Here is a 26,049-nt window from a genome sequence, read left to right on the forward strand (position 1 = left end):
AGCGCGGTGGTCCCACCTGACCCCATGCCGAACTCAGAAGTGAAACGCCGTAGCGCCGATGGTAGTGTGGGGTCTCCCCATGTGAGAGTAGGGAACTGCCAGGCATCAAATAAAGCAGAAGGCTCAGTCGAAAGACTGGGCCTTTTGTTTTTGCGTTTTAACAAGAACCCCGTCCCGAAAGGTGCGGGGTTTTTTGCTGTGTGGGGTATATATCTCCCCGGTGGCGCTGCGCTTTACGGGGCTACGGGTCCGACATGGAGCCACGCCCCGGTAGCCCGGCCAGGGGGGCTCAGCACCGCCTCCGGCGAAAATCCCACCATATCTCCCTCATCATCTTCATTCAAAGCAACATAAAACCCCGTCGTGGCAATCCCTTCGCCATAATCCACTTTTTCCTTGCTCCTGCGCTGGCGTTGATCGCGAAAACCGTGCTTACGAAAAAAAATGTGAATGCAATCACATATAAAGATATAACAATTATATAACATTTAGTTTACTAACTAATTTGTCTGCGTGACGTGGTACGCCCGACAAGACAGATTGCAGTCTTTGCTGGAGCAATATAACAATGACAGAGAGTAGCATTACCGAACGGGCCGCGCCGGAGCAGGCTGACACCCGTCGTCGTATTTGGGCAATTGTTGGCGCTTCCTCGGGAAATCTGGTTGAGTGGTTTGATTTTTACGTCTACTCATTCTGCTCGCTCTATTTTGCCCATATCTTCTTTCCATCCGGAAATACCACCACTCAACTTTTACAAACGGCAGGCGTATTCGCCGCCGGATTTCTGATGCGTCCTATCGGTGGCTGGCTGTTTGGTCGGATCGCTGACCGCCGCGGACGTAAAACTTCCATGCTTATTTCGGTCTGCATGATGTGCTTTGGTTCACTGGTAATTGCCTGCCTGCCGGGCTATGCAGTCATCGGCACCTGGGCTCCGGCGTTGCTTCTGTTGGCCCGTCTGTTCCAGGGGCTGTCGGTCGGGGGAGAATATGGCACCAGCGCGACCTATATGAGTGAAGTGGCGATTGAAGGAAAGAAAGGCTTCTACGCCTCTTTCCAGTACGTCACGTTAATTGGCGGACAGCTACTGGCGGTATTAGTGGTCGTGGCGCTCCAGCAGGTGCTGAGCGACGAAGATCTGCATGCATGGGGATGGCGTATTCCTTTTGCTCTCGGGGCAGTACTGGCCATCGTCGCGCTGTGGCTGCGTCGCCAGCTGGACGAAACCTCGAAGCAGGAGACCCGGGCGCTGAAAGAGGCTGGCTCATTTAAAGGGTTGTGGCGTAATCGCCGGGCCTTCGTGATGGTGTTGGGCTTTACCGCCGCCGGATCGCTGACCTTTTATACCTTTACTACCTATATGCAAAAGTATCTGGTCAACACGGCGGGAATGACGGCCAGCACCGCCAGCGTGATCATGACTGCGGCGCTGTTCGTTTATATGCTGGTTCAACCGCTGTTCGGCGCTTTTTCGGATAAAGTAGGCCGCCGTACCTCCATGCTGTGCTTTGGCGTACTGGCGACATTATTTACCGTGCCTATCCTGAGCGCCTTGCAAAAAGTGAGCTCCCCCTATGCTGCCTTCGGCCTGGTGATCTGCGCCTTGCTGATTGTCAGTTTCTATACCTCGATCAGCGGCATCCTGAAGGCCGAGATGTTCCCGGCGCAGGTTCGTGCGCTTGGGGTAGGGCTTTCCTATGCCGTCGCGAATGCCCTGTTTGGCGGCTCGGCGGAGTATGTCGCGCTGTCGCTTAAATCGGCGGGGATAGAGCACGCTTTTTACTGGTACGTAACGGTGATGGCGGCCATCGCCTTCCTGGTCTCCCTGATGCTGCATCGCAAGGGCAAAGGCCTGCGTCTTTAGCCGCTACTGGTGCGCCAGTTGCCACACAGCGTAGCCGGTGGTCGCGCCGGCTACATCCCAGGCGAAATCCTTCCAGCTCCAGCCGCTCCCTGCCGGGCGGCTGTCCCAAAGCTCTTTTGAGGCGCCGAGGCTGACAGAAAACATCAGGCCGATAGCGGCGCTGCGGTCCCGGCTGTAACCCTGATGTTGCGCATATTCATTGCCCGCGGCAGACAGCATCGCCGAGGCCAGAAAATGCTGGGCTTTGTCCTGACCGGACCATGCATCATTTGCCATGTGGCTGCAGCCCGTTAACATCAGCGAAGCAATCACGATTATTGTACGCATAGTGCTTCCAGAAAAAAGCCCCGTCGAGGCGGGGCTGATTGTCAGAGAATACGGCTGATCAGCCGGTCGATGCGGATCCGCCGCAGTCGGCGGATCAGTTTACGCACTTTCACCGGGTAGTCGGCAATACTTTGCAGATCCCGATAATGTTTCACCACCGTGGTGTGGGTGCGGATGAGATTCAGCTCTTTCTCCCGCATGGCCCCCAACTGCTGCTTTGGATCGTGGATCAGAATGGCATTTTCCAGATCGAGTCGCCAGGCGCGCGGGTTAAGGTTGTTGCCGGTGAGCAGCATCCACTCATCGTCAACCCACATGCCTTTCAGGTGGTAGCTGTTATCGTCATCCTTCCACAGGCGTACGATCAGCTGATCGGTATTCACATAATACTGCAGCCGGCTGAGGAAACGCCGCAGGTTGATTTCATACAGATAAGGAAGCGCGCCGATGATTTTAAACGGCTGATCTTCGGGAATATAGAAATCGTTAGCGGTTTTATCGCCGACAATAATCTCCACCTGTTTACCGTCGCGTAGCAGCTGGATGATATTTCTTACCAGCACGGCAGGAAGGTTGAAGTAGGGGGTGCAGATCGTTAACTTGTGCTCGGCACAGGGCATCAGGTGAAAGATAGTTTTGTTCAGCAGGCTGGATTTCCCCAGGCCTACCAGCGGGGTGACGGAGAGTTCTTCGTCACCGGCGGTGCCGACAAAATGGTAGCTGCGGTCGCGGAGCTCCTGACGGTACTGGCGAATGTCGTTTTTGATTTCCGGACTTTTTGGCCGATCCGGTCTGTCGAGACGATTCACACCGCGTCCCTGAACCAGATTATTGTCGACCCAGTCAAACATGACGTCCGCCATTTTGCCGTTTCGGATGCACTGATATCGATCATAGCGGTACTTATCATGCTGATGCAGATAAACATCGTTCAGGCTGGCGCCGCTGTAGAGGACGCAGTCATCGATAATAAAGCCTTTGAAATGGAGAACGCCGAGCGCCTCCCGGGTGTTAATCGGCACGCCGTAAACGGGGATCTCTACGCCCGGATTTTCAGTGGCCATCCGGCAATACCAGTCGGCGTTGGTGTTGGAGGCGGCGGCGCCGATACGGCCACGTTGAGCGCGGTGCCAGTCCACGAGGACGCGAACATCCAGTTGCGGACGCTGACGCTTGGCGTCATACAGGGCCTGCAAAATTCCTTTTCCGCCATCATCTTGCTCCAGGTAGAGCGCAATAATGCATATACGCTGAGTGGCGTTGGCAATCCGGGTCAGTAACGCTTCCCTGAAATCCGCAGGGGCGTAAAAGAACTCTACATCATCAACTGACTGAGAAAGCTTAGGGAGTTGGGCAAGGTGTTGTTGATGTTTATTACGCTTAAATTTTGACAACATCACAGTGCGTTTCTTCTCTGTTTATTGAAGGGTCTTCTGTACCATGCAGACGACGTAAGCGGGCAATAATACCATTACTACCCGCTAATGTGGTCAACAATTGCGGTCAGCGTCGCGCGATTATCCCTGATTCAGGGGCAGCGACAGACTGACAATCCCATCTTCCAGCTGAATATCAACGGTGAATCCCAGCTTTCTGGCGAGGCCGATCATGCCTCGGTTATTCGGCATCGTAATCCCATTCAGCCGTTGCAGGCCATGGCTTTGCGTATAGGCGATCAGCTTTTCCAGCAGCCTTCGGCCCAGGCCTAACCCTTTCAAATCTGAACGGACCAGCACAGCAAACTCGGCATCAATATTATCAGGGTCGGAGATCGCCCGCGTCACGCCAAGGATCTCGCTCTGTTCCGCGGTGGTCCTGACGGCGACAAACGCCATTTCTCGATCGTAGTCGATCTGGGTCATATTGGCTAAGTCGTCATGGGTAAATTCGTTGATCTCACTAAAATAGCGATAATAGAGATCTTCTTTGGTGACCTGGGCGATAAACGCGAGCAGCTGCGGTTCATCTTCCGGCAGGATCGGCCGGAACAGACAGCGATCGCCATTTTTCATCACCACCCACTCCTCCAGCTGGTGCGGATAGGGACGAATAGCGAGACGGCTTTCACTGTCGCCGCTGAAGGGAGCAAGCCCAAGGGTAACATCCAGCGCCGTAAACTCGTTGCCGGAGGCGAGCAGGGGATGAATATCCAGGCGCTGGATCTCCGGGCAGTCGACGATCAGGTTCGAGACCTGAACCAGCAGCTGGCTTAAGCCCGCGATATCCAGCGGTCGCAATGCGCTGCGGCCGCGGATCTTCTTATTTTTGATCGCCTGGATCACCAGATAACGCGCCAGGTTCATATTCAGCGGCGGCAGCGCCACGGCGGCCTGGTCCTCGGCCCGCCACTCCACGCCGCCTTCGCCCAACATAATCAACGGGCCGAAGAGAGGATCGTGCTCAACCACCACTCTCAGCTCCTGGGCGCCGGCGCGATTGGCCATACTCTGCACCAGCAGGCCATGAATGCGCGCCCGGGGCCAGGCCAGCCTGACGCGATCGATCATCGCATCCGCTGCCTGCTGCACTTCTGCCGCGGTACGTAGATACAGCATGACCCCCTGTACTTCTGATTTGTGGGGAATATCCGGGGAACGCAGCTTCAACGCAACCGGATAGCCTATCTGCTCAGCAATATGCACCGCTTCCGCGCTGTCAGCGGCGATCCAGGTTGGCAGTGTGTGGATGCCGTAGGCCCGGAGTACCGGGCTGACCTCGTGGGTATCCAGCGTGGTGGCACCGTCATCGATCGCTTGCTGGAGCAGGGCATGCGCCTCGCTGGTATTGGCGGTTAACGAGTCCGGCAGCACGGGGGTCTCGCGTAGCTGTTTCTGGTTGCGGCGGTACTCGACCATATGCATAAAGGCGGTGATGGTCCCCTCCGGCGTACGATAGGTGGGAAGCCCGGCATCGCTGAACAGCCGTCGCGCCTCCTGGGAGGAGAATTCGCCGCACCAGTTGGTCAGCACGGTGACATATTTGCCACGCGGATGGTGCTTCAGGGCGTCGATCAGCGCCAGGGCGCTCTCGGTGCCCGGCGCGGCGGCGCTGGGAGAGTGGATCACCAGCAGCGCGTCATAGTCCTGGCTGTTAAGCAGAATATTCACCGCCCGCTGATAATGTTCGCTGCTGGCGTCATCGCGTAGATCCAGTGGGTTGGCGATCTCGACGCCGCCCGGCAGCGCCTGGCGCAGGGCGTCGCGCGTCTCCTCGCTGAGGGTCGCCAGCTTACCGTTACGCAGCCAAAGCTCATCCAACGCCAGCGCCGCCGGCGCCGCGCCGTTGCTGATGATCATCAGTTTTTCACCGCGCAGCGGGCGCATATGGCTCAGGGTTTCTACGGCGGAGAAGAGCTCATGGGTATCCTGGACCCGCAGTAGACCAGCACGCTGGATGGCCGCATCCCATGCCGGATCCATCCCGGAGTTGACGTGCAACAGCTTCTGAGCCGCGGGACTACGGCCGCTTTTAATCACCAGGATCGGCTTGTTTCGCGAGGCGCTGCGCGCGGCGGAAACAAACCGGCGCGCGTCGCTGAGATGCTCAAGGTAGAGCAAAATGGCGCTGGTTTTGCTGTCGCGGGCCAGAAAGTCCAGCAGGTCATCGACATCTATATCCAGACTATCACCCAGCGCGATAAAGTAGGAAAACCCCATCTCGCGCTGTTGCGCCCAATCAAGGATGGTGTTGGAGACGGCAGCCGATTGCGAGATAAAGGCCAGTTTACCGCGATGGATCGGCACCGGCGAAAAGCTGGCGTTCAACCCTTGCCACGGCGCCAGCAGGCCGAGACTGTTGGGGCCGAGCAGGCGCATCTGATGGCGGGTGGCGCACGCCAGCAGCGCCGGATACTGCTCAGGCTGCGAAGAAAGAATGATGCAGGTCTTGCAGCCTTTCTGCCCCAGGGCTTCAAGCAACTCGAGATTACGCCGCGCGTTGGTACAGAGTACCGCCAGATCCGGCGTAAAGGGCAGGCTCTCGATGGTGGGCCACGCCAGCACCCCGAGCACCGCCTTCCAGGCGGGGGTTACCGGCAGCACCGGGCCATTGAAGCCACCGGCTAGCAGGTTGCGCATCATGAGATAGCCAGCGCGCTGCGGTTTCATTGATGCGCCAATAACGGCGATGGACTTTGGTCGCAGCAGTGCTTCCAGGCCTCGTTGGCTCATACCGGTCTCCTTTCATCCCAGTGACCGAATGATTTTAAACGTTTTCCACCTGGTCCGCTGTGATACTGCCCTTATGCTGGGTTTTTCCCGCCAGGTAACGGGTCCGGAAGCGGGTGAAGTGTTCGCCAAGCGCTGCGGCGGCCGGTGCATCGCCCGCCAGGTCCAGCAGGGCGATGGCCACTTCCGCGGTACAATATTGTCCATCGGCGTGCGCCTCGCGCAGATGGTAGGCTGAGATGCGGGACAGATCGACGGAGATTATCGGCAGCGCGTCCAGATAAGGGCTCTTACGGAACATTTTACGCGCTTCGGTCCAGGTGCCGTCGAGCATGATAAACAGCGGCGGTTTGCCAGACGGCGGCGCGCTCAGGACCTGGCGCTCCGGCCCGGCGTAGGAGGCGGGGAACACCACCATCGGCTGGTAATCGGGATGGGCGACCAGGTCAAGCAGCCCCTGCGGCGGCTCGGTTCTCGACCATTGATAAGCCTCGGTATTCGGCAGAATATCGGCGATGAGCCGACCGGTGTTGCTGGGCTTCATCGGTTCCGTATCAAACATCACCAGGCAAAAGCGGCTGGTGGACTGCGCCGGCGTTAACGTGGCGCACAGACACTGCTTGAGCGGCAGCAGACAGCGCTGGCAGCGGCGGATGCGATTACCGCGCGCAAGGAAAGGGCGGGTGGCTCGCGCGAGACGTTCGGCGCGCAGGCGAAGGACAGCGTTATCAGTCATGGGAGTCGCTAATGAAAAGCGCTATTGTCGCAGAGGCTAAAACGGGGCACAAGCGGTGCCCCGGAAGGATTACTGCTGTCCGGCTTCGTTCAGCCAGCTATCAAATGGCGCTTTTGGCACCGCGCCATTGAGCATGTCGATCACTTCGCCATTTTTGAACATCATAATGGTCGGGATGCTGCGGATACGAAACCGTGCGCTAAGCTCACGTTCCGCTTCGGTGTTAACTTTCACAAAGCGCATCTTCCCGCTACGCTCTTCCGCAACGTCTTCAAAGATCGGCGCGAAGCTACGGCAGGGACCGCACCATGGCGCCCAGAAATCAACAACGACCGGCAGATCGTCCTTTAAGAGTTTATCCAGCGTTGCCCCGGTCGCGTTGATGACGTCGCCGTCAAAAAGATCGTGACCGCAGCGTCCGCACTTTGCGCCATCCGCGCTACGATCGTCCGGGAGGCGGTTCAGAGCCTGACAACTGGCACAAACGGTATTCATAACTAACCTCTGGTTATGGGTTGCAACGTGGCACGTGGCCGATATGTTTCTGTGATGTTACATATTATCGATTAAGTGTTATTTAAGGACAATGCGTTTTGTTCGATGAGTGCAATAGAGGCCGGCTTTTAAACGAAATCATGGCGAAGCGATGACACATCGGGTAATCTGCGCGCTTCGCGCAGCGCAGGTGGAGAAAATTGATGAGCGACGAACTGAAAAATAAAAGCGGCAAGGTCAAAGTGATGTATGTCCGCAGTGATGATGATTCTGACAAACGCACCCATAACCCACGTACCGGGAAAGGGGGAGGTCGTCCAGGAAAATCTCGTGTTGACGGCCGCAGCCGCCCTGCGCGTGACGAACGAAACAGCCGCGGTGACGATCGTAAACGCGATGACCGCAAGCGTGATGAGCGCAAGCGCGATGATTTTCATCGTGACGATGCGTCCCCGTGGCGTACCGTTTCCCGCGCCCCTGGCGATGAGACGCCGGTAAAAGAAGATCACGGCGGGATCAGCGGGAAGAGCTTTATCGATCCGGAAGTGCTGCGTCGCCAGCGCGCGGAAGAGACCCGCGTGTATGGTGAAAACGCCTGTCAGGCCCTGTTCCAGAGCCGCCCGGAAGCTATTGTCCGCGCCTGGTTTATTCAGAGCGTGACGCCGCGTTTTAAAGAGGCGCTGCGCTGGATGGCGGCTAACCGTAAAGCCTATCATGTGGTTGATGAAGCCGAGCTGGCGAAAGCCTCCGGGACCGATCACCACGGCGGCGTCTGCTTCCTGATCAAAAAACGCCACGGCACCTCTGTTGCCCAGTGGGTCGCGAAGGCCGCAGAAGAAGATTGCGTTCTGGCGCTGGAAGACGTGGGTAACCCGCACAACCTCGGGGCGATCATGCGCAGCTGCGCGCACTTCGGCGTGAAGGGCGTTGTGGTTCAGGATGCCGGCGTGCTGGAGTCCGGCGCGGCGATCCGTACGGCGGAAGGCGGTGCGGAACATGTTGAGCCGATCACCGGCGACAGCTTCATCGATACTCTTGATCAATTCCGTCAGGCGGGCTACGCGATTGTCTCGACCTCCAGCCATAATGGTACCCCGCTGTTTAAAGCCGAGCTGCCGAAGAAAATGGTGTTGGTGTTAGGCCAGGAGCGCGATGGCCTGTCGGATGCAGCGATCTCCAGCGCGGACCTCAGCGTCGCCATCGATGGTACCGGCAATGTCGAAAGCCTGAACGTCTCTGTGGCGACCGGCGTTCTGCTGGCGGAGTGGTGGCGTCAGAACAAGGCGTAATACCTGTCCCTGAATAAAAAAAGCCAGCTGATGCTGGCTTTTTTTATGGCTGTCGATCACTCGCTTTCGGCGGGAAGGACCGGCATCCAGTCAATCGGCGCTTCGCCGCGCTCGGTCAGCCACTGATTGGTCTGCACGAAATGGTTGCTGCCAAAGAAGCCGCGATGTGCAGAGAGCGGTGACGGGTGCGGCGCCTTCAGTACGCAGTGGCGCTGGCGATCGATAATCGCGCCTTTCTTCTGTGCATGGGAGCCCCACAGTAGAAAGACCACCCCCTCGCAATGCTCATTGATTAACGCGATAACCTTATCGGTAAACGTCTCCCAGCCGAGACTGGCGTGCGAGTGCGCCTGCCCGGCGCGGACGGTCAGGACCGTATTCAGCAGGAGCACTCCCTGGCGCGCCCAGCTTTCCAGGTAACCATGGGTAGGGCGGGTAAAGCCAGGGATAGTGGCCTCGAGCTCTTTGTACATATTTAGCAGCGAGGGCGGGATGGCGACGCCCGGGCGAACCGAGAACGCCAGACCGTGGGCTTGCCCCGGGCCGTGATAGGGGTCCTGGCCGAGAATGACGACTTTGACATCGCCCAGTTCGGTAAAGCGAAACGCATTGAAGACGTCTTTTTGCGGTGGATAGATGGTGATCCCGGACTGGCGCTCTTCGGCGACGGTCTTCAGAGTATTGAGAAAATAGGGTTGTTGCTTTTCATCCGCCAGCACGTCATGCCAGGTTAAAGGGGTGGTCATCTTGCTCTCCTGCAAAGGGTCATTGCTATAGCTTAACGGCTTCTTTCTACAGAACAAAATCGGCACGGCTCAACGCGGGCCTTCATGCAAAAAAAATTGAAAATTTACAAAATTATTTATAGCAGCGCATGGCGTAACTTGATGTAAAACAATAAAATCCTTGCATACCCACTTAGAGTGAGTGGTTTTTATTGATTTACATCAAAGAATGCCGAGGGTACGGCTGATATATATACACTCATACAACAATGGTTTTACCAATTGGCCGCGAAGAGGCCAAAATCGAATAAACACTGCCTGGGAGGCATCAAATGATTACTGGTATCCAAATTACTAAAGCGGCAAACGACGACCTGCTGAACTCTTTCTGGCTGCTGGATAGCGAAAAAGGCGAAGCGCGCTGCCTGTGCGCCAAAGGTGGTTTTGCGGAAGATGACGTGGTGGCGGTCAGCAAACTGGGTGAAATCGAATACCGTGAAATCCCGGTAGACGTGAAACCAGAAGTTCGCGTGGAAGGCGGTCAGCACCTGAACGTTAACGTGCTGCGTCGTGAAACTCTGCTGGACGCGGTTGAGCATCCGGAAAAATATCCGCAGCTGACCATTCGTGTTTCTGGCTACGCGGTGCGCTTCAACTCCCTGACGCCGGAACAGCAGCGCGACGTTATCGCTCGTACCTTTACCGAAAGCCTGTAAGGCTAACGCCAGATGTGAAAACGCCGGGATAACCCGGCGTTTTTTTTTACTCTTCGTTGGGCGCTGATGGCGTCCCGGCTGCGCTTGGTTTCCGGCGCTTACCGATATTTTTTGTATCGCGGTGGCGCTTTTTCACCCGCGGCTTTTCTTTTTCTTTCTCTTTTTTCTCGGCGCGTTTCGCCAGCACTTTCTTCGATGGTTTACCGGTCAGCTTCTCGCTTGGCGCGCGGGTTTTTGGTCGCAATTCATCAATCACCCGAGCTTTCAGCGGTTCTTCAACGTAGCGGCCGATCTTGCCCAGCAACAGGTGGTCGTGCGCTTCAACCAGCGAAATCGCGGTGCCTTTCTTACCTGCACGCCCGGTACGACCGATACGGTGTAGATAGATGTCGGCGGTGCGCGGCATATCGAAGTTAAAGACGTGGCTGACGTCCGGAATATCGATACCGCGGGCGGCGACGTCGGTAGCGATCAGCACGTTTACGCGGCCATCGGTCAGACGCTTGATGGCTTCGTTACGCTTGGCCTGCACCATCTCGCCTTCCAGCCAGCAGGTGTTAATCCCGGCTTCACGCAGCCAGTTGGCCAGCTCATGCACGCGCTCGCGCTTGCGCACAAAGACGATAGCGCGGGTAGCTTCCGGCTGTTGCAGCAGATTCACCAGCAGTTTGGTTTTATGTTCGATATCGTCAGCGCGGTAGTACCATTGATGGATTTTCTTGCGCTCGCGAGTCGACGGGTTAGCGGAAACTTCAACCGGCTCCTCCAGAAGACGTTCGGCGAAGTCTTTGATCGCATCGCCTTCGAGCGTCGCGGAGAACAGCATGGTCTGCTTGCGCCAGCGGGTTTCACCGGCGATGGTTTCGATGTCCTGCGCAAAGCCCATGTCCAGCATGCGGTCGGCTTCATCGAGGATTAGGGTCTCGACGGCGCGGCAGTCGAAGTTCTCTTCTTTTATATACTGCAGCAGGCGACCAGTGGTGGCGACCACGATGTCCTGGTTTTCGCTGAACACTTCCGCGTGGTTCATGTAGGCTACGCCGCCGGTAATGGTGGCGATATCCAGATGGGTATGCTTTGCCAGCTCGCGGGCGTGGTCAGCCACCTGCATCGCCAGCTCGCGGGTCGGCGTCAGGATAAGAATACGCGGCGGGCCGGATTTCTTACGCGGGAAATCGAGCAGGTGCTGCAACGCTGGCAGCAGATACGCCGCCGTTTTACCAGTGCCGGTCGGCGCTGAACCGAGGATGTCACGGCCATCGAGCGCAGGCGGAATAGCGGCGGCCTGAATGGCTGTCGGGCGAGTGAAACCTTTATCCTGGAGGGCCTCCAGCAGGTTTTCGTCGAGTTCAAGTTCGGAAAAAGTCGTTACAGTCATGTTCTACCTCTGAGTGGGCCGCCGATTATAGACGTTACTGACGTAATGTTCATCTGTTTGTAAGGCTATCTGTTCTCCGGTATTGTGCATAGCCTTACGTTCAGGAGTTTTTGTCGGCAAGGTTATTGAGGATGTCTCAGTCGAAGTTTGCGCTGCCGCGCAATGGTTTTACCTTCAAACAGTTTTTTATCGCCCACGATCGTTGCGCGATGAAGGTGGGTACCGACGGCATTTTGCTCGGCGCCTGGGCGCCGATTGCCGGGGTGAAGCATGTGCTGGATATTGGCGCCGGCAGCGGCCTGCTGGCGCTAATGCTCGCCCAGCGTACCGGCGATGATGTATGTGTCGATGCGGTTGAACTGGACGCAGAGGCCGCCGCCCAGGCGCAGGAAAATGCTCTCGCGTCGCCATGGGCTTCGCGGGTTGAGGTCTGTCAGGCCGATATTCATCAGTGGCAGCCGCCGCAGACCCGACGCTATCAACTGATAATCAGTAACCCGCCCTTTTTTGCGGAAGGGGTGCCTTGCGCCACCTCGCAGCGGGAGCAGGCGCGGTATACCACTACGCTCGATCACACTTCTCTGCTGACCTGCGCCGCTGAACATATCACCGAAGAAGGCTTTTTTTGCGTGGTGCTGCCGGTAGATATCGGTAATGCGTTTATCGAACGGGCAACCGCGATGGGCTGGCACCTGCGACTGCGCACTGACGTGGCGGAGACCGAGCTGCGGCCGCCGCACCGGGTGCTGCTGGCTTTCTCCCCGACGGCGGGGGAGTGTTTCAGCGACAGGCTGGCGATTCGCGGGCCAGAGCAGCAGTATTCTGAAGGCTTTACCGCTCTGACCGAGGATTTTTATCTCTTTATGTGAGCCAGGGGCGACAGTATCGACGGGCCGCTGTTCGGCAGCGGCTGCGGATAGTCGAGGGTGTAATGCAGACCGCGGCTCTCTTTGCGCAACATCGCGCAGCGTACGATAAGCTCCGCCACCTGCACCAGATTGCGCAGCTCCAGCAGATTATTCGAGACGCGGAAGCGGGCGTAATACTCATCCAGCTCCTGCTGCAGCATGGTAATGCGCCGCAGGGCGCGCTCCAGCCTGCGGGTGGTGCGCACAATCCCCACGTAATCCCACATCAGCAGCCGCAGCTCGTGCCAGTTATGCTGGATAACCACCAGTTCATCCGGGATCTCCACCTGACTTTCATCCCACGCCGGCAGGGTGCTAACCTTCTGGGCCAGCGGCAGGCGTCGGGCAATATCTTCCGCGGCGGACCAGCCGTAAACCAGGCACTCCAGCAGCGAGTTCGAGGCCATACGGTTCGCGCCGTGCAGCCCGGTATAGCTGACTTCGCCGATAGCGTATAACCCATCGACGTCGGTGCGGCCATTATCATCCACCATCACGCCGCCGCAGGTGTAATGTGCGGCAGGGACGACCGGTACCGGATCTTTGGTTAAATCAATTCCCAGGCCGAGCAGCTTCTCGTAAATCATCGGGAAGTGCTGGCGAACAAACGCCTCGGGTTTATGGCTGATATCAAGGAACATACAGTCCACGCCAAGGCGCTTCATCTCATGATCGATGGCGCGGGCGACGATATCGCGTGGGGCCAGCTCGCCGCGCTCGTCAAAGTCCGGCATAAAGCGGGTGCCGTCCGGGCGTTTAAGGTGGGCGCCTTCGCCGCGCAGCGCTTCGGTAAGCAGGAAGTTGCGCGCCTGCGGATGATACAGCGCGGTGGGGTGAAACTGATTAAATTCCAGATTCGCCACCCGGCAGCCCGCCCGCCAGGCCATCGCGATACCGTCTCCGGAAGAGACGTCGGGGTTAGTGGTGTATTGATAAACCTTGGCGGCTCCGCCGGTGGCGAGCACCACCGCCTTCGCGCTGCAGGTTTCCACGCGCTCTTTATTGCGGTTCCAGATCCACGCTCCGACCACCCGGCGCGTGCCTGGCAAGCCAATCTTATCCGATACGATCAAGTCGACGGCATTGCTGCGCTCAAGGATGCGGATATTGGGGTGGGCGAGGGCTTTATCGACCAACGTCGTCTCCACCGCTTTGCCGGTAGCGTCGGCGGCGTGGAGAATGCGCCGATGGCTGTGGCCCCCTTCGCGCGTGAGATGATAGCTCTCTTCGCCATTGGCCTGGACCTGAGTGTCAAACAATACGCCCTGATCGATAAGCCACTGGACGCATGATCTGGCATTGCTGGCGACGAAGGTGACCGCATGGCGATCGCATAACCCTGCGCCGGCAATCAGGGTATCTTCGACATGGGATTCAATACTGTCCGTCTCGTCGAAAACGGCGGCAATCCCGCCCTGGGCATAGAACGTAGAACCTTCGCTGATCGGCCCTTTACTCAGCACGGTCACCGAACTGTGCTCTGCCAGGCGCAGCGCAAGGGAGAGGCCGGCAGCGCCGCTGCCGATAATCAACACATCACAAGAGAAGTCAGGAGTGGTATTCATCGTCTTTGTTTAATTTACTAAACACATTTAGCTCACAATAGCACCAGCTCGTGAGGAATCGTACATTTTTTTTGGCGGGCGTTGTGACGGCTAAACAGCAGGCGAGCGGAAACGGTCTGGAGCACGGCGAAAATGAGACGCGTGGCAGGTTGATAGCATTGGATTTTATAGTGAAATAAACGCCGTGTTACGATACCCTTCAGACGGGCCTGCGCTTTTTCTTATTGACTAACCTATCGTTTAGCAACCAGGGCATATAATGATTGATAACGATCTGCCGCCGTTGCCAGACAAAAAACAAAAAGCGTAACGGAACTTTATTGTTTTCATACACTCCAACAGTCAGCTTGCTCATAATGCAGATTTTGGGTGGTGTTTTGAAGACGCATGGGAATTGGGTTTGGGGAGACATTACCTCGGATGAGCGAGCAGTTAACGGATCAGGTCCTTGTTGAACGGGTCCAGAAAGGAGATCAGAAAGCGTTTAATTTGCTGGTAGTGCGCTATCAGCATAAGGTCGCGAGCCTGGTTTCCCGCTATGTACCGCCGGGCGATATCGCTGACGTCGTTCAGGAATCGTTCGTTAAGGCATGGCGTGCGCTGGACTCTTTCCGGGGAGATAGCGCTTTTTACACCTGGTTATACCGTATCGCCGTCAATACGGCGAAGAATTATCTGGTTGCTCAGGGACGCCGTCCGCCGTCCAGCGATGTTGACGCCAACGAGGCGGAAAACTTCGAAAGCGGCGGAGCGTTGAAAGAAATTTCGAACCCTGAGAACTTAATGTTGTCAGAAGAACTGAGACAAATAGTTTTTCGTACCATTGAATCGCTCCCGGAAGATTTACGCATGGCAATTACGTTACGGGAGCTGGATGGCCTGAGCTATGAAGAGATAGCCGCTATCATGGATTGTCCGGTTGGGACGGTGCGTTCGCGTATCTTCCGGGCGCGAGAAGCTATTGATAATAAAGTTCAACCGCTTATCAGGCGTTGACGATAGCGGAATACTGGAAAAGGGTATCAGGCATGCAGAAAGAAAAACTTTCGGCTTTAATGGATGGTGAAACGCTGGATAACGAACTGCTCAACGAGCTGAGTCGTTCTTCTGAGATGCAAAAAACCTGGGAGAGTTACCACCTTATCCGCGATACGCTGCGTGGCGATACCGCAGAGGTGCTGCAATTTGATATCTCCGCCCGGGTGATGGCCGCCATTGAAAATGAGCCCGTTCGTCAGACGGCGCCGCTTATTCCTGAATCTCAGCCCGCACCACACCAGTGGCGGCAGATGCCGTTCTGGAACAAAGTGCGTCCGTGGGCCAGCTCACTGACCCAGATGGGCGTTGCCGCCTGCGTATCGCTTGCGGTTATCGTCGGCGTCCAGCACTATAATGGGCAGTCTGATGCCGCTCAGCAGCCAGAGGCGCCGGTGTTCAATACGCTGCCAATGATGGGCAAAGCGAGCCCGGTAAGTCTTGGCGTACCGGCTGACGCATCAGCAGGTAGCGGCCAGCAGGCTCAGGTCCAGGAACAGCGCCGGCGGATTAACGCCATGCTGCAGGACTACGAACTGCAGCGCCGCCTGCACGCTGAGCAGCTTCAGTTTGGCCAGGCCCAGACTCAGCAGGCCGCAGTCCAGGTGCCGGGTTATCAAACTTTAGGAACGCAATCGCAGTAATGAAGCAACTTTGGTGTGCCATGTCGCTCATGGCAGGCAGTCTGTTGTTCTCTGTCAACGCCTCGGCTGATACATCGTCCGGGGCGTTGTTGCAGCAGATGAACCTGGCCAGCCAGTCCCTCAACTATGAGCTCTCGTTCGTCAGCATCAGCAAACAAGGCGTTGAGTCGCTGCGCTATCGTCACGCGCGACTGAACAATCAACCGCTGGCGCAGCTTCTGCAGCTGGACGGTCCGCGCCGGGAAGTGGTCCTGCGCGGTACGGAAATCAGCTATTTTGAACCCGGCCTCGATCCGTTCACCCTGAACGGCGACTATATCGTCGATTCGCTGCCGTCGCTGGTTTACAGCGATTTCAAACGTCTCAGCGCAGCCTATGATTTTATCTCCGTGGGCCGTACCCGTATCGCCGACCGCCTCTGCGACGTGATCCGCGTCGTGGCTCGCGACGGCACGCGCTATAGCTTTATCGCCTGGCTGGACGCTGAGACTAAGCTGCCGCTGCGCGTTGATTTACTCGACCGCGACGGTGAAACACTGGAGCAGTTCCGGGTCGTCTCTTTCAACGTTGGTGATAACGTTAGCGCCAGCATGGAGACGCTGGCAAAAGCGAATTTGCCGCCGCAGCTGTCGGTGCCTGAAGGGGGCGACAAAGCCAACTTCAACTGGGCGCCGACGTGGCTCCCTCAGGGCATGACTGAGGTTTCCAGCAGCCAGCGTCGTCTACCCACCTTTGATGGTCCGGTAGAATCACGTCTCTATTCCGACGGCTTGTTCAGCTTCTCGATCAATATCAACCGCGCCACCGCGGCCAGCAGCGACCAGCTGTTGCGCACCGGCCGACGCACCGTCAGCACGACGGTACGCGATAACGCGGAGATCACCGTGGTGGGCGAACTGCCGCCGCAGACGGCGAAGCGTATCTCAGACAGCATTAAATTCAAGGCAGTACAATGATCAAAGAGTGGGCCACCGTGGTTTCCTGGCATAACGGCGTGGCGCAGGTGCACTGCGACGTTAAAGCCTCCTGCAGCAGTTGCGCCTCCCGCGCCGGCTGCGGCAGCCGGGTATTAAACAAGCTGGGGCCGCAGACCAGCCATACCATCAGCGTGCCCTGCGAGCAGCCGTTGACGGCGGGGCAAAAAGTGGAGCTGGGGATCGCCGAGAGCAGTCTGCTGGGTTCGGCGCTGTTGGTCTACATGGCGCCGCTGGTGGGGCTGTTTGTGATGGCGTCGATTTTCCAGGTGCTGTTTGCCAGCGATATCGCGTCACTTTGCGGCGCGCTGCTGGGCGGCGTCGGCGGGTTCCTGGTGGCGCGCGGTCTGTCGCCGCAGCTGGCAGCGCGCCAGTCGTGGCAGCCGGTGATCCTGAGCGTCGCGTTGCCGCCGGATCTGGTGCGTATCGAAACGCCTTCCTCCGACATGGGTCAGTGATTTCACTGGCCCTTATCTGTATTTACCCTTCCTGTTACAACGCCACAATTTCTGCGGTTATGCTGGATCTAACAGCATTTCCTGGTTTCAAGGATGTAGTGTAGAATGCGGCGTTTTCGGATTAAAAAACGTCAGGCACAGTACAGCGGCCTCATGATACTCGTAAGGCATAATTAACTCTAAATATGAAGAATATACGTAACTTTTCGATCATCGCTCACATCGACCACGGTAAGTCGACGCTGTCTGACCGTATCATCCAGATTTGCGGTGGCCTTTCTGATCGTGAAATGGAAGCCCAGGTTCTGGACTCCATGGATCTTGAGCGCGAACGCGGGATCACCATCAAGGCGCAGAGCGTCACCCTGGACTATAAGGCCAACGACGGTGAGACCTATCAGCTGAACTTTATCGACACCCCGGGCCACGTGGACTTCTCCTATGAAGTCTCCCGTTCCCTCGCCGCGTGCGAAGGCGCGCTGCTGGTGGTTGACGCCGGGCAGGGCGTAGAAGCCCAGACTCTGGCCAACTGCTACACCGCCATGGAGATGGACCTGGAGGTCGTTCCGGTACTCAACAAGATCGACCTGCCTGCGGCCGACCCTGAGCGCGTAGCGGACGAGATTGAAGATATCGTCGGGATCGATGCCCACGATGCGGTGCGCTGCTCGGCGAAAACCGGCGTCGGCGTGACCGACGTGCTGGAGCGTCTGGTGCGCGATATTCCGCCGCCGGAAGGCGATCCGGACGCGCCGCTGCAGGCGCTGATTATCGACTCCTGGTTCGATAACTACCTCGGCGTGGTGTCGCTGGTGCGGATTAAAAACGGCACCATGCGCAAGGGCGATAAGATCAAGGTCATGAGCACCGGCCAGGTCTATAACGCCGACCGTCTGGGCATCTTTACCCCGAAACAGGTTGACCGTACCGAGCTGAAATGCGGCGAGGTTGGCTGGCTGGTCTGCGCGATCAAAGACATCCTCGGCGCGCCGGTGGGCGATACCCTGACCGCCGCCCGCAACCCGGCAGACAAAGCGCTGCCTGGCTTTAAGAAGGTGAAACCGCAGGTGTATGCCGGCCTGTTCCCGGTGAGCTCCGATGATTATGAAGCTTTCCGCGACGCGCTGGGCAAACTGAGCCTCAACGACGCCTCTCTGTTCTACGAGCCGGAAAGTTCTACCGCGCTGGGCTTCGGCTTCCGCTGCGGCTTCCTCGGCCTGCTGCACATGGAGATCATTCAGGAGCGTCTGGAGCGTGAATACGATCTCGACCTGATCACTACCGCGCCGACGGTAGTGTACGAAGTGGAGACCACCTCCAAAGAAGTTATCTACGTCGACAGCCCGTCCAAGCTGCCGCCGCTGAATAATATTCAGGAGCTGCGCGAGCCGATCGCCGAGTGTCACATGCTGCTGCCGCAGGAGTTCCTCGGCAACGTGATCACTCTGTGCGTGGAGAAACGTGGTGTGCAGACCAACATGGTTTACCACGGTAAACAGGTGGCGCTGACCTACGAAATCCCGATGGCGGAAGTGGTGCTCGACTTCTTCGACCGTCTGAAGTCTACCTCCCGCGGCTATGCGTCGCTGGACTACAACTTCAAACGCTTCCAGGCGTCGAACATGGTACGCGTCGATGTGCTGATCAACGGCGAGCGCGTCGATGCGCTGGCGCTGATCACCCACAACGATAACGCGCCGTATCGCGGCCGCGAGCTGGTGGAAAAGATGAAAGATCTTATTCCGCGTCAGCAGTTCGACATCGCGATTCAGGCGGCCATCGGCAACCACATCATCGCGCGCTCTACCGTGAAACAGCTGCGTAAAAACGTGCTGGCGAAATGCTACGGCGGTGACGTCAGCCGTAAGAAAAAGCTGCTGCAGAAGCAGAAAGAAGGTAAGAAGCGTATGAAGCAGGTCGGTAACGTTGAACTGCCGCAGGAAGCGTTCCTCGCCATTCTGCACGTTGGTAAAGACGGCAAATAACCCTAAGGAGTTGGCATGGCGAACATGTTTGCCCTGATCCTGGTGATTGCAACCCTGGTGACGGGCGTTTTATGGTGCCTGGACAAGTTCATTTTTGCACCGAAACGTCTTGAGCGTCAGGCCGCTGCTCAGGCAGCGACCGGCGAGCAGCTGGACAAAAAGACGTTGAAGAAAGTCGGCCCGAAACCGGGCTGGCTGGAAACCGGCGCATCGGTTTTCCCGGTGCTGGCGATCGTTCTGGTGGTACGTTCATTCATTTATGAGCCGTTCCAGATCCCATCCGGTTCGATGATGCCGACTCTGCTGATTGGCGATTTCATCCTGGTGGAGAAATTTGCCTACGGCATTAAAGATCCTATCTATCAGAAAACGCTGATCGAGACGGGTCATCCGAAGCGCGGCGACATCGTGGTGTTTAAATATCCGGAAGACCCGCGCCTGGACTACATCAAGCGCGCGGTGGGGCTACCGGGGGATAAGGTCACCTACGATCCGATTGCCAAGCAGGTCACTATTCAGCCGGGCTGTAGCTCCGGACAGGCCTGCGGCAACGCGCTGCCGGTGACTTACTCCAACGTGGAGCCGAGCGATTTCGTTCAGACTTTCTCCCGCAGCAACGGCGGCGAGGCGAGCAGCGGTTTCTGGCAGCTGCCGAAGGGCGAAACCAAAGCCGACGGCATTCGCCTCACCGAGCGTCAGGAGACGCTGGGCGACGTCACGCATCGTATTCTGATGGTGCCGATTGCTCAGGATCAGGCTGGCATGTATTACCATCAGAGCGGTCTGCCGCTGGCCACCTGGATTGTGCCGCCGGGTCAGTACTTCATGATGGGCGACAACCGGGATAACAGCGCCGACAGCCGTTACTGGGGCTTTGTGCCGGAAGCAAACCTGGTCGGAAAAGCCACCGCTATCTGGATGAGTTTTGAAAAGCAGGAAGGTGAATGGCCGACCGGTGTGCGGTTATCGCGCATTGGTGGAATTCATTAATTTCATCTGCTGAATTCACGCCGCTGCTGTTATCGCAGCGGCGTGAATTATTTAGTATTTAAATCCATTCAAACTAACGACATCCCGTGTCGTTGCGTATAGAATATCCCCCCGAAGTTTTTGGTTGTCGCTCTGCCGGGTGACACTGCACACGAAAGCGTATTGGTCTGTTTCAACTTCCTGTTTGAAGCGTATGCTCAGGTCGGTTTCGTGTGCTGCATCTTTGACGCATTCATTTATTGGTAACGCATGAACCCCATCGTAATTAATCGGCTTCAACGAAAGCTGGGCTACACTTTTCATCATCAGGAGCTGTTGCAACAGGCATTAACTCACCGCAGTGCCAGCAGCAAACATAATGAGCGCCTGGAATTTTTAGGCGACTCCATTTTAAGTTTCGTGATCGCTAACGCGCTGTATCATCGCTTTCCTCGCGTGGATGAAGGCGACATGAGCCGTATGCGCGCGACGCTGGTGCGCGGCAACACGCTGGCGGAAATCGCCCGCGAGTTTGAGCTGGGCGAATGCTTGCGCCTCGGGCCGGGCGAACTGAAAAGCGGCGGTTTCCGTCGCGAATCGATTCTCGCGGACACCGTTGAAGCGTTAATTGGCGGGGTTTTCCTCGACAGCGATATTCAGAACGTTGAACGCTTAATTCTCTCCTGGTACCAGACTCGTCTGGACGAAATCAGCCCGGGCGATAAGCAAAAGGATCCGAAGACGCGTCTGCAGGAGTATCTGCAGGGTCGTCATCTGCCGCTGCCGTCCTACCTGGTGGTCCAGGTGCGCGGCGAAGCGCACGATCAGGAATTTACTATCCACTGCCAGGTCAGTGGCCTGAGTGAACCGGTGGTTGGCACAGGTTCCAGCCGTCGTAAGGCGGAGCAGGCTGCCGCCGAACAGGCGCTGAAAAAGCTGGAGCTGGAATGAGCGAAGAAAAAAGTTATTGTGGGTTTGTCGCCATCGTGGGTCGTCCAAACGTTGGCAAATCCACGCTGTTGAATAAGCTGCTTGGGCAGAAGATCTCGATCACCTCCCGTAAAGCGCAGACCACCCGTCACCGCATCGTCGGCATCCATACCGAAGGGCCGTATCAGGCGATTTACGTCGATACTCCGGGCCTGCATATGGAAGAGAAGCGCGCCATTAACCGCCTGATGAACAAAGCGGCCAGCAGCTCGATTGGCGATGTTGAACTGGTCATCTTCGTGGTGGAAGGCACCCGCTGGACGCAGGACGACGAGATGGTGCTCAACAAGCTGCGCGACGCGAAAGCGCCGGTGATCCTCGCGGTCAACAAGGTAGATAACGTGCAGGAAAAAGCGGATCTGTTACCGCACCTGCAGTTCCTCGCCAGCCAGATGAACTTCCTTGATATCGTGCCGATGTCGGCGGAAACGGGGACCAACGTCGACACCATCGCGGCGATCGTGCGTAAGCATCTGCCGGAAGCGATCCATCACTTCCCGGAAGATTATATTACCGATCGTTCCCAGCGCTTTATGGCCTCCGAAATCATCCGTGAAAAACTGATGCGTTTCCTTGGCGCTGAGCTGCCGTACTCCGTCACCGTGGAAATCGAACGTTTTGTGACCAACGAGCGCGGCGGTTACGACATCAACGGCCTGATCCTCGTCGAGCGTGAAGGGCAGAAGAAGATGGTGATTGGCAACAAAGGCGCCAAAATCAAAACCATCGGTATCGAAGCGCGTAAGGACATGCAGGAGATGTTTGAAGCGCCGGTGCACCTTGAGCTGTGGGTTAAAGTGAAATCCGGCTGGGCCGATGACGAGCGCGCCCTGCGCAGTCTCGGTTATGTTGACGACCTCTGAGTTAACGCAACGTGGATGGATGGCAGCGCGCCTTTGTCCTGCATAGCCGACCGTGGAGCGAAACCAGCCTGATGCTGGACGTCTTCACGGAAGAATCCGGTCGCGTGCGCCTGGTTGCCAAGGGCGCACGCTCCAAACGCTCGAATCTTAAAGGCGCTTTACAGCCCTTTACCCCCTTGCTGGTTCGCTTCGGCGGCCGCGGCGAAGTCAAAACCCTGCGCAGCGCGGAAGCTGTCTCGCTGGCGCTGCCGCTCAGCGGCATCACCCTCTACAGCGCTCTTTACGTTAACGAGCTTATCTCCCGTGTGCTGGAGCACGAAACGCGCTTCTCCGAACTCTTTTTTGACTATTTGCACTGCATTCAGGCGCTCGCTGGGACCAGCGGCTCGCCGGAGCCGGCGCTGCGGCGCTTTGAGCTGGCACTGCTCGGGCACCTGGGCTATGGCGTGGATTTTCTCCACTGCGCCGGGAGCGGCGAGCCGGTGGACGACACCATGACCTACCGCTATCGCGAAGAAAAAGGCTTTATTGCCAGCCTGGTGATTGATAACAACACGTTTACCGGGCACCATTTGAAAGCGTTGGCGAGTCGCGAGTTTCCTGATGTTGATACGCTGCGCGCCGCGAAGCGCTTTACCCGTATCGCCCTGAAGCCTTATCTCGGCGGCAAACCGCTCAAGAGCCGGGAATTGTTTCGCCAGTTTATGCCCGCGCGAAAGGCGCGAGCGGATAATACGAAGAATGATTAACGAGGATTGTCATGGCTGAATTACTGTTAGGGGTCAATATTGACCATATCGCGACCTTGCGTAACGCCCGCGGCACCGCCTACCCGGATCCGGTTCAGGCGGCTTTCATTGCCGAACAGGCCGGCGCCGACGGCATTACCGTGCATCTGCGCGAAGACCGCCGCCATATCACCGATCGCGATGTGCGTATCCTGCGCCAGACGCTGCACACCCGCATGAATCTTGAAATGGCGGTCACCGAAGAGATGCTGACGATCGCCTGCGAAACCAAACCGCATTTCTGCTGCCTGGTGCCGGAGAAGCGCCAGGAAGTGACCACCGAAGGCGGGCTGGACGTCGCCGGCCAGCGCGACAAGATGCGTGATGCCTGTCAACGCCTGGCGGATGCCGGCATCCTGGTCTCCCTGTTTATCGATGCGGATGAAGCACAAATTAAAGCGGCAGCGGACGTTGGCGCGCCTTATATCGAAATCCATACCGGCTGCTATGCCGATGCTAAAACCGACGCCGAGCAGGCGAAGGAGCTGGAACGCATTGCCAAAGCGGCCGCCTACGCCGCCAGCCTCGGCCTGAAGGTTAATGCGGGTCACGGTCTGACCTATCACAACGTGAAAGCGATTGCCGCGCTGCCGGAAATGCATGAGCTGAATATCGGCCACGCGATTATTGGCCGCGCGGTGATGAGCGGCCTGAAAGAGGCGGTCGCGGAAATGAAGCGTCTGATGCTGGAAGCGCGCGGCTAATGGCCATTCTCGGGCTGGGTACCGACATCGTCGAGATCGCCCGCATCGAAGCGGTGATCGCCCGCAGCGGCGATCGCCTTGCCCGCCGGGTGCTGAGCGACCATGAATGGAGTATCTGGGAGCAGCATCAGCAGCCGGTGCGTTTCCTGGCGAAACGCTTTGCGGTCAAGGAAGCGGCGGCGAAAGCGCTGGGGACCGGGATCCGCAACGGGCTGGCCTTTAATCAGTTCGAAGTTTACAACGATGAGCTGGGCAAGCCGAAGCTGCGGCTATGGGGTGAGGCGCAACGGCTGGCGGAACGGTTGGGGGTGAGCCATATTCATGTCACGCTCGCCGATGAGCGCCATTACGCCTGCGCCACGGTGATTGTCGAAAGCTAAGCGCGACGGCGGTTAAATTTTATCCGCGTGGTGCATCAGGACGAATTTATCCCACAGCTGTTCTTCACTCTCGACGTGTGCCGGATCTTTCAGAATAGTATTCGGGATCGGGCACACCTTCTGGCAGGTGGGCGTATCGTAATGGCCCACGCATTCGGTGCAGCGGTCGCTGTTAATTTCATAAATGCTGTCACCCATCGAAATGGCCTCATTGGGGCACTCCGGCTCGCACATATCGCAGTTGATGCATTTTTTGGTAATTAACAGCGCCATCAGGAAAATCTCAGAAACAACACAAACAGGGCGGGCATTATACGCCCATTTTCTGCTCAGACCAGCTTTTTCACCAGCGCTTCGCTATGGCGAATGCGCTCCGGCGCCCGCTCCAGATCCTGCTGCACCAGCCCCATAAACAGCAGGTCGGTGAGCATCATTTGCGCGCTGGTGGAGGAGATGGCCGCGCTGCGCGTCGCCTGCTCTTCGGCGATAGTATACAGGCAGTGGGTCGCCTGCTGCTGCAGGGCGTTAGGGCTAAAGCCGGTGATCGCCAGGATCTTACAGCCGACGCGCAGCGCTTCACCGGCCGCCATATTGATCTCCCGACGCTCGCCGGAGTAAGAGATCGCCAGCAGCAGATCGTCGCTGGACATGGCCTGCACCGTCGCCAGCAGAGCGTGCATATCCTGCTCAGAGACAGCGTTGACGCCGATCTTCATCAGCTTCCAGCTAAAGTTACGCGCCACCAGGCCGGACGCGCCAATCCCGGTGACGATCACCCGCCGGGCGTTGCGCAGCAGCGTGACGGCTTCCCGCAGCGTCTCTTCAGTGTTGACGTCCAGCGAGGCATGCATGGCGGCGACATTGTCTTTGATGAGTTTCTCGCCCACCAGACGTAGCGGGTCGTCACCGCGAATGTGGTTATGTACCGGGACGGAGTGCGGATCCGGGCTGCTGGCCAGCGCTTCACTCAGCGCCAGCTTCAGCGCCGGAAAGCCTTTGAACCCCAGTTTTTGGGCAAATTTAACCACGCTGGACTGACTCACCCCGGCTTCCGCCGCCAGCTGCTGCGAGCTGAGGTGCCGGGTGTCATCGGGTTGGCTCAGAATAAAATCGGCCAACTTTTTGTCGCTCGCCGCCAGGGTGGGATAGCGCTGACGAATACGCGTTAAACAGTTCATTGGAGCTCCACTGGAGCCGTCCGGCTCGTGACTGAAAGAATTTTTATTCGATTATAAGGGGTATACCACGAATTAAAAATTCATAAGCCACAATTTTTCCTTCGCCTGCTAATTTAATTCTTCCTTAACGGCAGGGATGTTTTCCCTCTTCATGGCATAAGACTGTTAAGCTTACCCTAACGAGAAGCGAATCCTGAGAGAAGGGGGCAGTTTGCAGCACAGTGAACGGAGAGTGGTGTTTTTCGATCTGGACGGAACCTTGCATCAACAGGATATGTTCGGCAGTTTTCTGCGCTACCTGCTGCGCCATCTGCCGCTGAACCTGCTGCTGGTGGTGGCGATGGGGCCGGCGATCCTTGCCGGGCTGGCGGTGTGCGGGCGGGCGGCGCGCTGGCCGATGAGCCTCCTGCTATGGGCGTCAACCTTTGGCCGTCGCGAGGCGGTACTGAAGCGGCTGGAAGCGGAGTTTGTCGGCTGGTTTCGTCATCATGTGACAGCGTTTCCCGTGGTTCATGCGCGGCTGACGGCCTACCTGACCAGTACCGATGCCGACGTCTGGTTGATCACCGGCTCGCCGCAGTCGCTGGTGGAACAGGTCTATCGCGATACCCTCTGGCTGCCGCGGGTGAATCTGATAGCCAGCCGCACCGCGCGCCGCTGGGGCGGCTGGGTATTGACCCTGCGCTGCCTGGGCCATGAAAAGGTGGTGCAGCTGGAGAAAAAGATTGGCGCACCGCTGCAGCTGTATAGCGGCTATAGCGACAGCGAGCAGGATAACCCGTTGCTCGGCTTTTGCCAGCATCGCTGGCGGGTCACTCCGCAGGGAGAGCTGCAGCAGCTGGAGTAATAGTGTGTAATTGATAGCTCCCATGTATAATGCGCCCCGCTTTTTCTGCTGGAGTGGCCGCT

General features: G+C 57.3%; 27 protein-coding genes and 1 rRNA gene. 18 read left to right on the forward strand and 10 right to left on the reverse strand.

Annotated features, from left to right (window positions below; all coding sequences use genetic code 11):
• Positions 1-104, forward strand: a 5S ribosomal RNA gene (gene rrf, locus ACLH1I_RS00005); the annotation flags it as partial.
• A 464-nt stretch (positions 105-568) separates the two neighbouring features.
• On the forward strand, positions 569-1,867 hold the full coding sequence (locus ACLH1I_RS00010) for an MFS transporter (protein WP_004201810.1): 1,299 nt from the start codon (positions 569-571) through the stop codon (positions 1,865-1,867).
• Between the two features lie 3 nt (positions 1,868-1,870).
• On the opposite strand, the gene ACLH1I_RS00015 is transcribed toward ACLH1I_RS00010, so the two are convergent.
• The 5 genes from ACLH1I_RS00015 to trxC all read right to left on the reverse strand — a co-directional run bounded on the left by ACLH1I_RS00015 (position 1,871) and on the right by trxC (position 7,591).
• Positions 1,871-2,194 (reverse strand): YfiM family lipoprotein, encoded by a 324-nt coding sequence (locus ACLH1I_RS00015; protein ID WP_004201811.1) that lies wholly within the window; start codon positions 2,192-2,194, stop codon positions 1,871-1,873.
• Positions 2,195-2,235: 41 nt separating this feature from the next.
• On the reverse strand, positions 2,236-3,591 hold the full coding sequence (gene pssA, locus ACLH1I_RS00020; protein ID WP_049004355.1) for a CDP-diacylglycerol--serine O-phosphatidyltransferase: 1,356 nt from the start codon (positions 3,589-3,591) through the stop codon (positions 2,236-2,238).
• Between the two features lie 120 nt (positions 3,592-3,711).
• Complete coding sequence (locus ACLH1I_RS00025; RefSeq protein WP_198079913.1) at positions 3,712-6,363, reverse strand: bifunctional acetate--CoA ligase family protein/GNAT family N-acetyltransferase; 2,652 nt, start codon at positions 6,361-6,363, stop codon at positions 3,712-3,714.
• Positions 6,364-6,397: 34 nt separating this feature from the next.
• Positions 6,398-7,096: a tRNA-uridine aminocarboxypropyltransferase gene (gene tapT / locus ACLH1I_RS00030; protein ID WP_032456473.1), complete on the reverse strand. Its 699-nt coding sequence runs from the start codon at positions 7,094-7,096 to the stop codon at positions 6,398-6,400.
• A gap of 69 nt (positions 7,097-7,165) precedes the next feature.
• A complete protein-coding gene (gene trxC / locus ACLH1I_RS00035) occupies positions 7,166-7,591 on the reverse strand; it encodes a thioredoxin TrxC (RefSeq protein ID WP_002914091.1) in 426 nt (141 codons plus the stop codon).
• A 203-nt stretch (positions 7,592-7,794) separates the two neighbouring features.
• Between trxC and ACLH1I_RS00040 the strand changes: the two genes are divergently transcribed.
• Positions 7,795-8,880: a tRNA/rRNA methyltransferase gene (locus tag ACLH1I_RS00040; protein WP_023318890.1), complete on the forward strand. Its 1,086-nt coding sequence runs from the start codon at positions 7,795-7,797 to the stop codon at positions 8,878-8,880.
• Positions 8,881-8,936: 56 nt separating this feature from the next.
• Here the strand turns inward: ACLH1I_RS00040 and ung are convergent, their stop codons facing one another.
• Entirely contained in the window at positions 8,937-9,626 is a 690-nt protein-coding gene (gene ung / locus ACLH1I_RS00045) for a uracil-DNA glycosylase (protein ID WP_004201816.1), read from the reverse strand.
• Between the two features lie 311 nt (positions 9,627-9,937).
• Between ung and grcA the strand changes: the two genes are divergently transcribed.
• Positions 9,938-10,321: an autonomous glycyl radical cofactor GrcA gene (grcA, locus tag ACLH1I_RS00050; protein WP_002914084.1), complete on the forward strand. Its 384-nt coding sequence runs from the start codon at positions 9,938-9,940 to the stop codon at positions 10,319-10,321.
• 46 nt (positions 10,322-10,367) lie between these two features.
• Here the strand turns inward: grcA and srmB are convergent, their stop codons facing one another.
• Positions 10,368-11,699, reverse strand: a complete 1,332-nt coding sequence (gene srmB / locus ACLH1I_RS00055; protein WP_004201817.1) for an ATP-dependent RNA helicase SrmB — start codon at positions 11,697-11,699, stop codon at positions 10,368-10,370.
• Between the two features lie 131 nt (positions 11,700-11,830).
• On the opposite strand from srmB, the gene trmN reads away from it, so the two are divergent.
• Complete coding sequence (gene trmN, locus ACLH1I_RS00060) at positions 11,831-12,568, forward strand: tRNA(1)(Val) (adenine(37)-N(6))-methyltransferase TrmN (RefSeq protein ID WP_043520102.1); 738 nt, start codon at positions 11,831-11,833, stop codon at positions 12,566-12,568.
• On the opposite strand, the gene nadB is transcribed toward trmN, so the two are convergent.
• Positions 12,553-14,172: an L-aspartate oxidase gene (nadB, locus tag ACLH1I_RS00065; protein ID WP_017900412.1), complete on the reverse strand. Its 1,620-nt coding sequence runs from the start codon at positions 14,170-14,172 to the stop codon at positions 12,553-12,555. The two genes, trmN and nadB, sit on opposite strands and share 16 nt — an antisense overlap.
• Positions 14,173-14,500: 328 nt before the next feature.
• Here nadB and rseD point away from each other — a divergent pair, with 328 nt between their 5' ends.
• The 12 genes from rseD (at position 14,501) to acpS (ending at position 23,962) form a co-directional block, all read left to right on the forward strand.
• Positions 14,501-14,596 carry a rpoE leader peptide RseD gene (gene rseD / locus ACLH1I_RS00070; protein WP_121980491.1) on the forward strand — a complete coding sequence of 32 codons (96 nt, stop codon included), beginning with the start codon at positions 14,501-14,503 and terminating at the stop codon, positions 14,594-14,596.
• Positions 14,593-15,168, forward strand: a complete 576-nt coding sequence (gene rpoE / locus ACLH1I_RS00075) for an RNA polymerase sigma factor RpoE (RefSeq protein ID WP_002914074.1) — start codon at positions 14,593-14,595, stop codon at positions 15,166-15,168. The genes rseD and rpoE overlap by 4 nt, the downstream gene beginning before the upstream one ends.
• A 32-nt stretch (positions 15,169-15,200) precedes the next feature.
• Positions 15,201-15,851, forward strand: coding sequence for an anti-sigma-E factor RseA (gene rseA, locus ACLH1I_RS00080; protein ID WP_004201820.1), 651 nt, complete (start codon positions 15,201-15,203; stop codon positions 15,849-15,851).
• On the forward strand, positions 15,851-16,807 hold the full coding sequence (gene rseB, locus ACLH1I_RS00085; protein ID WP_004201821.1) for a sigma-E factor regulatory protein RseB: 957 nt from the start codon (positions 15,851-15,853) through the stop codon (positions 16,805-16,807). Before rseA ends, rseB begins: the two co-directional genes overlap by 1 nt.
• Complete coding sequence (gene rseC / locus ACLH1I_RS00090; RefSeq protein ID WP_004201822.1) at positions 16,804-17,283, forward strand: SoxR-reducing system protein RseC; 480 nt, start codon at positions 16,804-16,806, stop codon at positions 17,281-17,283. The genes rseB and rseC overlap by 4 nt, the downstream gene beginning before the upstream one ends.
• 185 nt (positions 17,284-17,468) lie before the next feature.
• A complete protein-coding gene (lepA, locus tag ACLH1I_RS00095) occupies positions 17,469-19,268 on the forward strand; it encodes a translation elongation factor 4 (protein WP_004201823.1) in 1,800 nt (599 codons plus the stop codon).
• A 15-nt stretch (positions 19,269-19,283) separates the two neighbouring features.
• Entirely contained in the window at positions 19,284-20,258 is a 975-nt protein-coding gene (lepB, locus tag ACLH1I_RS00100) for a signal peptidase I (RefSeq protein WP_017900414.1), read from the forward strand.
• A gap of 249 nt (positions 20,259-20,507) precedes the next feature.
• Positions 20,508-21,188, forward strand: coding sequence for a ribonuclease III (gene rnc / locus ACLH1I_RS00105; protein WP_002914065.1), 681 nt, complete (start codon positions 20,508-20,510; stop codon positions 21,186-21,188).
• Positions 21,185-22,090 (forward strand): GTPase Era, encoded by a 906-nt coding sequence (gene era, locus ACLH1I_RS00110; RefSeq protein WP_017900415.1) that lies wholly within the window; start codon positions 21,185-21,187, stop codon positions 22,088-22,090. The genes rnc and era overlap by 4 nt, the downstream gene beginning before the upstream one ends.
• Before the next feature lie 11 nt (positions 22,091-22,101).
• On the forward strand, positions 22,102-22,839 hold the full coding sequence (gene recO, locus ACLH1I_RS00115) for a DNA repair protein RecO (RefSeq protein WP_114466361.1): 738 nt from the start codon (positions 22,102-22,104) through the stop codon (positions 22,837-22,839).
• Positions 22,840-22,850: 11 nt separating this feature from the next.
• The gene (pdxJ, locus tag ACLH1I_RS00120) at positions 22,851-23,582 is read left to right on the forward strand and encodes a pyridoxine 5'-phosphate synthase (RefSeq protein WP_017900416.1); all 732 of its coding nucleotides are present in this window, start codon (positions 22,851-22,853) and stop codon (positions 23,580-23,582) included.
• Positions 23,582-23,962, forward strand: coding sequence for a holo-ACP synthase (gene acpS, locus ACLH1I_RS00125; RefSeq protein ID WP_004201835.1), 381 nt, complete (start codon positions 23,582-23,584; stop codon positions 23,960-23,962). Before pdxJ ends, acpS begins: the two co-directional genes overlap by 1 nt.
• Positions 23,963-23,974: 12 nt before the next feature.
• On the opposite strand, the gene ACLH1I_RS00130 is transcribed toward acpS, so the two are convergent.
• Positions 23,975-24,235 carry a YfhL family 4Fe-4S dicluster ferredoxin gene (locus ACLH1I_RS00130; RefSeq protein ID WP_004144350.1) on the reverse strand — a complete coding sequence of 87 codons (261 nt, stop codon included), beginning with the start codon at positions 24,233-24,235 and terminating at the stop codon, positions 23,975-23,977.
• Positions 24,236-24,291: 56 nt separating this feature from the next.
• Positions 24,292-25,140 (reverse strand): MurR/RpiR family transcriptional regulator, encoded by an 849-nt coding sequence (locus ACLH1I_RS00135; protein WP_004201837.1) that lies wholly within the window; start codon positions 25,138-25,140, stop codon positions 24,292-24,294.
• A 211-nt stretch (positions 25,141-25,351) separates the two neighbouring features.
• Between ACLH1I_RS00135 and yfhb the strand changes: the two genes are divergently transcribed.
• A complete protein-coding gene (yfhb, locus tag ACLH1I_RS00140; RefSeq protein WP_017900418.1) occupies positions 25,352-25,987 on the forward strand; it encodes a phosphatidylglycerophosphatase C in 636 nt (211 codons plus the stop codon).
• The last annotated feature ends 62 nt before the right edge of the window (positions 25,988-26,049 follow it).

Source organism: Klebsiella sp. 1SOBk10mer (assembly GCF_046602535.1).
Taxonomy (GTDB): Bacteria; Pseudomonadota; Gammaproteobacteria; order Enterobacterales; family Enterobacteriaceae; genus Klebsiella; species Klebsiella quasipneumoniae.